We start from the raw sequence: 9945 nt of genomic DNA on the forward strand, positions 1-9945 counted from the left end.
TTTATAAATTAATTATTAATTTTTTAAAACCGTACATAATATCGCTGTCTATTCTATCATCACCGGACGGTTTTTCAACGGTAAAATCTTTTATAAATTTGGAAAATTCCTTCAGAACAACCACTGCCTCAAGGCGTGCCAGTGGGGCACCTATACAGAAGTGTATACCGTGTCCGAATGCCATGTGCCTTTTATTATTCCTTTTTGGATCAAACAAATCCGGTTCCTTATATATGTCCTCGTCCCTGTTTGCCGATCCAAGATATAAAAATACAATATCATTTTTAAGCACCTCAGTACCCGATATCTCTGTATCCTCCCTTGCATACCTCCTTGTTGATTGAACAGGTGATCTGTATCTTAGCGTTTCCTCTATGACTGCCGGGATAAGTGATGCATCATTCTGCATTTCATAAAAATATTTTTTGTTCTCAGAAATCGTTAATATGGTATTTGTTATTAGATTTGTTGTGGTTTCATTACCGGCCACAAGAAGTAAAATTGCAAAGCTAACTATCTCCTGATCAGTTAATTTTCTTCCATCAATCTCAACCGTGCATAGATCCTTTAAAAGTCCTTTTAATTTATCAGGCTTCCTTATTAAGCCATAAAAATAATCTGCAATCTCATACTGTGTTTTTATGTCCGGTCCACGGCCAAGGGAGGATGCAAGTCGGTCTGACCAGATCTTAAACAGTGGCATGTCATTATCCGGTATGCCCAGTATCTCTGAAATAACCATGACAGGCAGTGGGTATGAAAGTTTTGCAACTATATCCACATTTTTTTCCGTAAGCATGTTAATAATGAGGTCATCAGCAATTTGTCTTATTCTATTTTCGTAATTATCTATTGTTTTTGGCACAAAGGCATAATTAATGAGGTTCCTTAACTCTGTATGTTTTGGAGGGTCAAGTATGAGTATGCTTGGTGCAATTTTTTCATTAAGAATGCCGGAAAGGTTTTCATCAAGGAGATCTCTGAACTGTGATGAAAAGACACGGTGGTTTGACAGTACATTTAATATATCATTATATTTAAACACATGTACTGAATTACCATATCTGAATACAGGATGATTCTGTCTCATAAACTCATACCATTTAAATGGTTCGTCCCTGTATGTTGGCATATTCATAATAACCATATTCAAATTTTAGTATATCTCTTTATCCAAATTCCATTTATAACATGGATAAATCATATCAGCCCAGGTTTAACAAAATATACCTATTTTTTATAGTTTTAATACATATTCAACCATGATTATTGATAATATTATTGAGAATTATAAAAAAGATGAAAACTTTGTTTATCCTTGTTACAATGGATATAATTTTGCAAATATAAATGCATCAATATTAAATTTATTCGGCATCAGCCATGGAAGGGGCCTTGACAGAAATTTATATTTTAATCTTGATAATGATGTACCAACGGTATTCATTTATATTGATGGCCTTGGTTACGGTCACTGGATTGATTATCTATCACAGTACCGGCCATTTAAAATTATTAATGATGCCGGGCTTGTCTCTCCAATCACCGCAGTTTTCCCATCCACAACGGCCGCTGCAAGCAATACAATAAATACAGGTAAATATCCATCTGAACATGGCCTCTTTGAATGGAGGCTTTACATTGATGAATTTTCAATGGTATTAAAAAGCCTCCCGTTTATTCCTGTTTATAAAAAAGATAATGAGCGTTTTAAAAATTCAAATTTCAGTCCTGAAATACTCTTTAACGGTGAAACGTTTTATGAAATCCTCAGAAAAAGTGGAATAAAATCCTACATAATATCAAATAGCAATTTAATGAAGAGTGATTACAGCAGAATAATGTATTCAGGTTCAAAGGAAAGAAAGCGTTTTGATTTTTTATGTGAGGGATTTATTATCTTAAAAAAGTTGCTTATGAAACTGCATGGCCCCTCATATGTATTCTTTTATATAGAAAATTTTGATAAGATGCAGCACAGATACGGGCCTGGCAGTTTGGAGCATTTATATTCTATAAAAAATATATCATATCTTTTTAATGACTTTTTAAATGAACTTGCCGGCCAAAAAATAAATGTAATTATATCATCGGATCATGGATTTATGCCTGTGAAGAATAAGATATATGTTAGGTGCATAGATGAATATATTACTGTAAGGGATGGGAAAAAAATACCGGAAACATGGAGCCCCAGGGATATGTCCATTTATTCTGAGGATGATAAAATTATGGATGTTTTGTCCGAACAGCTCATGGGAAGGGCCATGATAATAAAAAAGGGTGATCTTATAAGAAGACAACTGCTTGGGCCGGCTGATATCACAAAAAAATACTGTTCACGCATTGGTGATTTTATAGTTTTGCCATATTATGGAAACACTGTATGGTATAAATACTGTGAAAATGACATTATTAAGGATAACGGTATGCATGGTGGTCTAAGCCCTGAGGAAATGATAATACCGCTTGCATCCATAAATTTAAAAGATATTAAAAATTATTAATTTGATGCCTTTATGGCATTTTCAAATATTTCGAGGAATTCAAGTCCCTTGTTGATTCCACCCTCTATTTCATCTCTTCTAATTTTTTCTGCATCCTTTTTAATCTTTTCTGGATCTGCAAGCCCACCATATGATATCATGGTCTGAACACATCTGTTTATTCTAAGGTTGCTTACCCTGATGTTAAATAATAGGTCTACAATGGTTTCTAAATTATTTACTATAAATTCCCTCGACTCCGGATATGTTGCCATTGATGTAAAGAATGAATCTGCATCCTGTTTTTTTACCCTGCCTGATTTAATGAAATCAATTATCTGGTCATGATCCTCATTTTCAGATAATATGCCGCAGGCCATTATTGCCTTGGTTTTGTCCTCATCACTTTTTGAATTCTCTATTATGTCCCTGAAATATGAGAAATCTGAGCCTGTTACAGCCCTTGATATCAAATAAGCCTGCCTTTCATCAGGATTGACAAGCTCAAAACTGCTGTATTTCTTTACAAGCTTTGAGGCAAAATCAGAGTTGATGTATGCCAGCCTTGAGTACAGGTTTGAAAGCACTGTTTTATAATTAAAATCATCCGATTTATTTTTTTCAATATATTCAATTTTATCCTTAATATAGAAATTAACTATATCCTTAAAGTATATATTCTGCGATATTATAAATAAATTATAAAGTTCCTTTGATATTTCCTCAATAATAACGGGCTCATTAATCTTGTAAAAAGTTTCCATCCTGCGCATAAATTCTGTTAATTCCATCCTTCCTGCAAGGAATAAGGCATACATGTCATTTATAATTCCCCACTTCTCGAATACGCTTATCTTGTCAAGGTTTTTTATTATGTTATTAAAAAGTTCATTATCATAATATACGCGGTAGAATCCAAAGTGCATTTTATTTAAGGAAATAATATCGCCATCAAGTTTAAGGTCTTTCCCCTCCATTAAAATCTTCTGCTCGCCGCTAAATCTGTTTATAAATAAAGGTATCTTCCATTCTTCATGTTCATTGCCGTGCAAATTGAATTTTTCCTGTGTTAGCAAAAGGCCATTATCTGTTTTTTTGGCCATTAAAAGCGGGTAACCCTTCTTGGAAATCCATTCATTCATTATTTCCGATATTCCCTTTTTTGAAACCTCCTCTATTGAATTCCAAAGATCTGAACCCTCTGCATTTGAATATGAGAATTTTTTTAGATAATTTCTTAACCCGGTCATGAACACATCATTTCCGGTGTATGCCTCTATCATTCTGAGCACATTTGATCCCTTTCCGTATCTTATTTCATATGATAATTTTGACACGCCCATGGGATCGCTTACCTCAGCGTTTATTGGATGTGAGTTAATTATTGAGTCCATTGTGTATGCGCCATCTGTCTGATCCAGAAGAAAATCACCAAAGAAATTCCATGAGGGCTCAACAGCATCAACTGTTTTAAATGCGAAGAATGTGCCAAAGCTTTCATTTAGCCACAGATCATTCCACCATTTCATTGTTACCAGATCACCAAACCACTGGTGCACAAGTTCATGTGTTATTACCTCTGCACTCCTTCTGTAACTTTTAGAGGATGATGAGGCATCCATGTTTAACAGTATTTCCCTGAATGTTATTGCACCCCAGTTTTCCATGGCACCTGCTGCAAATTCTGGAACAGCAATTAAATGCAGTTTTGGCAGCATGTATTCTATATTGGTATAATTTTCAAGGTATTCAACAGATTTTTTTGCAATATCCAGAGGATATGATGATTTTGAAAGCCTGCCATCCATGGCGGCATAATAAAACCTCTTGTTGCGGTACATCGTGGACATCTCATCAAAATGCCCAATACCTATGTAAAGAAGATATGTTGACATAACCGGGGTTCTCTCAAACGTTACTATTTTCTTGTTTGCCTCTATTTTTTCATGCTTTATGGGCATGTTTGATATGGCCTGCAAATCCTTATCTATTTTCACCTCAAGGTCAAAGGTTGCCTTGTACAACGGATTGTCAAAGCATGGAAATGCCCTCCTGGCATCTGATTCTTCAAACTGCGTTGATAATATATATTTATTGGCATCACCTGCTACATAAAATCCCTTTAAACCTGGATCATTATATGTGTAAAATTCTATGGAAAGATCAATAACATCACTGGAATCATTATCCACAACCAGCTGTGTGTTTGAAACTGAAAATACGGCATCCATTCCATTAATTTTAACACCTTTTATATCTATTTCATTAATGTCAAGCTCAAGTTTTTTATCCGGTTTTTCTATTTTTATATTCTCGGTTCCTGAATATTTTTTGCCTGCAAAATCTATATCCAGATGTATGTCATAATTTAAAATTTTCATAAATCCATATAAAATATTGTTTTATAAATTTGTTCATGTTTTTATCATAAATTTAATATTTTATACAACATTTTTTTATACCTGAAGGTATGGTTAATGCAGGTGACATTTGGTATGTAATAAATATGCCATATGATGCAATTAATGGACTGAAAACAATTGTGCATACAATCTAATATAAAGGAAGGAAATAAGCACGGGAAAATAAAGAAAATCCTAGTTGTTAAAATATTGGCTATTTATTAAAATACTTATAATCAGGACAAGGTTAATTTTTTATCCTGTATATCTAAATTTAATTTTTTCTATAATTTTTGGTATTGGTATTTTCATTGGGCATACCTCACCACAGCCGCCGGAATGCATGCACATTTCAGATTTGTCGTATTCCTTAAATATTATGGCAGACCACATTATGCCCGTTGGGCCGGTATAAGGGCTTGTACCAAAATCTTTTCCATAAAGCCTGTAGGCAGGGCATGAAAAATAGCATCTGCCACATCTTATGCAAAGCAGTGATTCCATTAACTCAGATTTTATAGCATCACTTCTTCCATTATCGACCAGTATTAAATGGAATTCCCTGGGGCCTGTGGCCGGCGTCACTTTCTTGAGTTCTATATCACCTGTGGAGCTTGGGCCTGATGATACATTTATGTATGTTGGTGGATAAAACCCGGCATTTGCGGCCTGAACTATAGCCTCATTAAATGCATCCTTGAGCGTTGGAACTATTTTATCAATGCCTGTTATTGCAATATGTATTCCAGGCAGAACAGTGTCCATTCTTATATTGCCCTCGTTTTCAACAAGAATAACAGAACCAGAATCTGCTGATACCGCATTTGCGCCTGTTATGCCAACATCGGCTGCAAGATATTTTTTCATTAAAAATTCCCTTACACTATGTACCATATCCTCTGTTTTTGAATTCTCATCTATTGATTTATCCAGATTTTCATTTAAAATTTTACCAACCTTCTCCTTCGTTAGGTGTATTGCCGGGGCAATAAGATGAGATGGCATGTCATTATTTATCTGAACAAGGTACTCACCAAGATCTGTTTCCCATATGTCCCTGCCCTCGGATGCCAGAGTTTCCCTTAATTTTATTTCGTAAAGAACGTTTGATTTTGATAACACTATATTTTTCTTATCACCTATTATTTTTCTTACAATATCAATTGCATCATTTGAATCCCTTGCAAGATGAAAACCTCCGCCGGAGCGTAAAACACTTTCTTCTGTCTGCTTTATATATCTATCAATATTGTTTAGGACATCAAGCTTTTTCTCTCTTAAATCCGCAGCCAGATCATTAATATATGGGTTCTCCCTTAATATTTTTTCAACCTTTGGAGCATTATTAACTATTGCCTTGTTAATTGCCACATTCCATTCATAATCCATTTTCAACACCCTATGAAACTACCTCTGCCAGGTCCTTTATATTATCAATATATGGTGAAAGGTTTTCAAAGCACAGGGGGCACATCACCATAACATTATTATTAACCTTAAGCAAACTTTCAGACCTCATCTTTGAAATTTCCTCACTGTCTGATTCTGAAATAAGGGATAGCGGGCCACCACAGCAGAATCCCATTTCCCTGCTTGTTACGAGGTAATCCTCATGAATATTTATACCAGCATTTTTTATCTTTGCCCTAATAGGGTCATACATGTTTAACGCCCTTGAATAAAGGCAGGAATCATGTATTACATAATCACCGGAACCCTTGAAATTTATAATTTCTAAATAATTTACAACATCTATATCAAAGTTTATTATTTCCTTTAGCCTGTTTAATGCATTTGTTGTATGCGGGTCAACGGTTATAAGTTTTTCTATGCCCCGATCATGAAAAAAATCCCTTAATTTTTCTCCGTATTTCTGGAATTCATAAAGGAATCCAGACTCAAGTAAAATAGCACCGGAATATGGTTCATCCTCATATAAATACCCGAAATCAATTCCGTTTTTTTTCAGCATAGACGATATATTATTTAAAATGCTGAACGACCTCTGCAGTTCAGAATCAGATGGCCTGATGATAAACTTTGATAAACTGATTAATTTTTTCGGCATGTTAACCCTGTATATCTTTGGAAAGAGTTTCTCGTATCTCTTTAGTATTCCGGATATCTGGTACATGTAAGATGTATAAAGCACTGTTTTTTTATTTCTTTCCAGGGATTCAGTCCATGAGGAATAAAGTTTTTTATCCATTGGAAAGGGGATATAAGACTCCATTAGGTTTTCAAAAACCATACTTTTCATTTTTATAATCCTTTCCCTAACATTTGCATCCATGTATAATAAAACAGGAAATAATATAATATATTTTCTATGCTAATATCTGTTCACGGAAGCATGAATAATGAAGAATAATTACAGATTAAATTATAAAATCTGGTTTAATTTAATATATTTATGCCCAGAAAAATACCTGTAATTCTTAAGGCTTAATTAATATGAATTAAGTTAAACACCCTGATAATCAGATGTAAGACTTTATAATTTACGGCAATTAAATTTTATAAAATTTTTATATTATAACATAAAACAATGTTACAGATCTAAAATCTTTCTGTTAATTCCGTCCACTATGGTGCTAAATATTATTGCATTGGTTATATCTGAACTCTGCAATTTTTTTTCTGAAATTTTATCAGGAAGTTTTTCTATATACTCCGGGTCTATATTACTGGATGAAACTGTAAAAATTCTGGCATCTGTTTTATATTTTAATGTAAATGTATCAAAAACACTCTTAACCATTGAATATTCAAAGGAGTCGTCTTTATTATATACAGCATTTATAATTAATGTTGCACCGAAATTTCTTGCATTTTTTATAAAGTTTATGTAGTAATCCAAAGATTGAAGAACATTCATGAAATCTTCATTTCCCTTATTAATATTTTCAAAATATATATTATTAATAATTATGTCTACCCTGCCTGCAATTTGCTTAACCTTATCATAAAGGTTTTTTTCATCTCTTGAAAATATATTTATTATGCCCTCCATTTTTTCTATTTTTTCCTTTAATTTCACCGCCTTTTCCTTATCTGTATATATAAGGACAATCCTTGCACCGTTCTTTGAAAATGTTTCTGAAATATCCTGTCCTGCCCCGCTCTCACCGTCAACTATTAATAATACCTTATCCACCGGATTCATATAATCACTCACCAGTAATATTATAGATTTATAATTTATTTTCCATGAATTCATCCATGGCATTTATTGCAATATCATTTTCCTCCTTTGTGCCTATGGTAATCCTTGATCTATCCTTAACAAGTGGCAGCTTTCTTATGTGTATCCCCTTTTTTTCCATAAAGTCATACAAATCATGCCTTAAATAAAGGAAATTTGCCCTGCTTTCATATGCAATATCCTTTACATGCCTGTACACCCTTTCACGTTCATCAATTATATATTTTATCTTTTCGCGTACGTATGAGTAATTGTCAATCATTATCTCAGCCATTTTTGCTGATAAAATGTTTAAATAAAACGGTGCCTGAAGTGATTTAAGTACAGATGCTGTTTTTTCACTGGCTATTCCGTAACCAACCCTTAGGCCGGCCATGCTAAAGGCCTTTGAAAATGTTCTCAGTATTATAAGATTATCATAATCATTTATCATTGGTGTGTAATCCTCCTCCGAGAATTCAAAATATGCATTGTCCAGTATTGTTGGTATATTTAGATCAAGCACCTCCTGTATATCATTTTTTGATATTAAATTGCCTGTGGGGTTATTTGGAGAGCATATAACTATGAGCCCTGTGTTCCCTGCCTTTTTAATGGCATCAACGTCTATTGAAAAATCATCACGCAGTGGGATATGTGTTATTCCCCTCCCATAATTTTTTGCATAAAATGAATACATTTCAAATGTTGGTGAGTTAATTAGAACGTTTCCTCTTGATGAGGATATTATTAAATTAAGGAGCTCATCGCTGCCATTTCCTGCAATTATATTTTCCTGATTAAAACCGAGAAAATCGCCTATTTTTTCAAGCAGTGTGGGTAATCCCTTTTCTGGGTACCTGTTAAATGGTGTTTTTTTAATATATTCCATTAACTCATACTTTAAGTTTTCTGGTATATCAAATGCATTCTCATTTTTATCAAGGAATATCTCTTTCATAACACTTTATGTTTTTTTGATTATTAAATTTATATTATGCCATTAATTTATTAATATAATATTTTTATCCTAACTAGTGGATTTAAGAAAATTAACAACATCATTTATTATCTTATCACCATAAACCCTTGAGGCACCTTTAAACTCCACCCTGCCATTGATTTCATGTATTTTTATGCCATCTGGAGATTCCATTGCATCTATTCCAATCACACCCGCATCAAATATTTCAGATGCCTTAATTATAATCTCCCTATCATAATCGCTCAGGGCCGCCTTTTCCACCTTGCCACCACGGTAAAGATTAGTTTTCCAGCCATCGTTGGAATACCTGTACACTGCTGCTGAAATATCATGATTTATTAGAATCGCCCTTATATCCCTTGGTGGTCTTTCCACATACCTCTGGATGTAATAAACACCTGATTCATTAACCATATCATTCATTGAAAAAATTGTTTCTGCCATATTATCATTTTTTATTAATGATACCATCCTGCCCCAGCTTCCTGATGCTGGCTTAAACACAACTGGATAGCCATAGGAATTGCAAACCCCAATGGCAGCATCCTTTGAAAAGCTAACAGTGGATTCAGGAGTTGGTATATTATTTTTATAAAGATACGCGGATGTAATTATCTTATTCCCTGTGATATTAAAAATATTAAAGGAATTTATTGTTCTGATACCCTGATTTTCCAGTATTGCAGAGTAATATAAGGACCTTCTATGGCTCACACATCTTATAAATGCAACATCACCTATTTTGCTATTTTTGCCAGTAATATTTAAGGGCTCATCCTTTGCATTTATAATATTGTATTCTATATTTTCCTCCTGCAGCTTTTTAATAATCTGTTTTTCCTCCCAGTTAATGTAATCGTAAATGATTGAAATCATAGGAAAATATAA

At 33.7% G+C, this 9945-nt stretch carries 8 protein-coding genes; 1 reads left to right on the forward strand and 7 read right to left on the reverse strand.

The annotated features are described in order from the left end of the window. Window position 1: 1 nt before the first annotated feature. Window positions 2-1138, reverse strand: a complete 1137-nt coding sequence (locus AOG55_RS00815) for a cytochrome P450 (RefSeq protein ID WP_048101493.1) — start codon at window positions 1136-1138, stop codon at window positions 2-4. 124 nt (window positions 1139-1262) lie between these two features. Between AOG55_RS00815 and AOG55_RS00820 the strand changes: the two genes are divergently transcribed. Then, window positions 1263-2507: an alkaline phosphatase family protein gene (locus AOG55_RS00820; RefSeq protein ID WP_054963936.1), complete on the forward strand. Its 1245-nt coding sequence runs from the start codon at window positions 1263-1265 to the stop codon at window positions 2505-2507. Here the strand turns inward: AOG55_RS00820 and AOG55_RS00825 are convergent. The 6 genes from AOG55_RS00825 to AOG55_RS00850 form a co-directional block, all read right to left on the reverse strand. Continuing rightward, window positions 2504-4867 carry a M1 family metallopeptidase gene (locus AOG55_RS00825; protein WP_055040764.1) on the reverse strand — a complete coding sequence of 788 codons (2364 nt, stop codon included), beginning with the start codon at window positions 4865-4867 and terminating at the stop codon, window positions 2504-2506. The genes AOG55_RS00820 and AOG55_RS00825 overlap by 4 nt on opposite strands. Before the next feature lie 276 nt (window positions 4868-5143). Further along, window positions 5144-6277 (reverse strand): LUD domain-containing protein, encoded by a 1134-nt coding sequence (locus AOG55_RS00830; RefSeq protein WP_048101818.1) that lies wholly within the window; start codon window positions 6275-6277, stop codon window positions 5144-5146. Window positions 6278-6287: 10 nt separating this feature from the next. After that, the gene (locus AOG55_RS00835; protein ID WP_052656743.1) at window positions 6288-7181 is read right to left on the reverse strand and encodes a (Fe-S)-binding protein; all 894 of its coding nucleotides are present in this window, start codon (window positions 7179-7181) and stop codon (window positions 6288-6290) included. Window positions 7182-7439: 258 nt separating this feature from the next. After that, complete coding sequence (locus tag AOG55_RS00840) at window positions 7440-8054, reverse strand: SDR family NAD(P)-dependent oxidoreductase (RefSeq protein ID WP_162216741.1); 615 nt, start codon at window positions 8052-8054, stop codon at window positions 7440-7442. Between the two features lie 28 nt (window positions 8055-8082). Beyond that, complete coding sequence (locus AOG55_RS00845; RefSeq protein ID WP_055040765.1) at window positions 8083-9033, reverse strand: pyridoxal phosphate-dependent aminotransferase; 951 nt, start codon at window positions 9031-9033, stop codon at window positions 8083-8085. Window positions 9034-9102: 69 nt separating this feature from the next. Continuing rightward, window positions 9103-9945 (reverse strand): RimK family alpha-L-glutamate ligase (locus AOG55_RS00850; protein WP_156318712.1); only part of this gene is annotated, 843 nt, incomplete at its 5' end.

The organism is Acidiplasma cupricumulans, from assembly GCF_001402935.1.
Lineage (GTDB): Archaea > Thermoplasmatota > Thermoplasmata > Thermoplasmatales > Thermoplasmataceae > Acidiplasma > Acidiplasma aeolicum.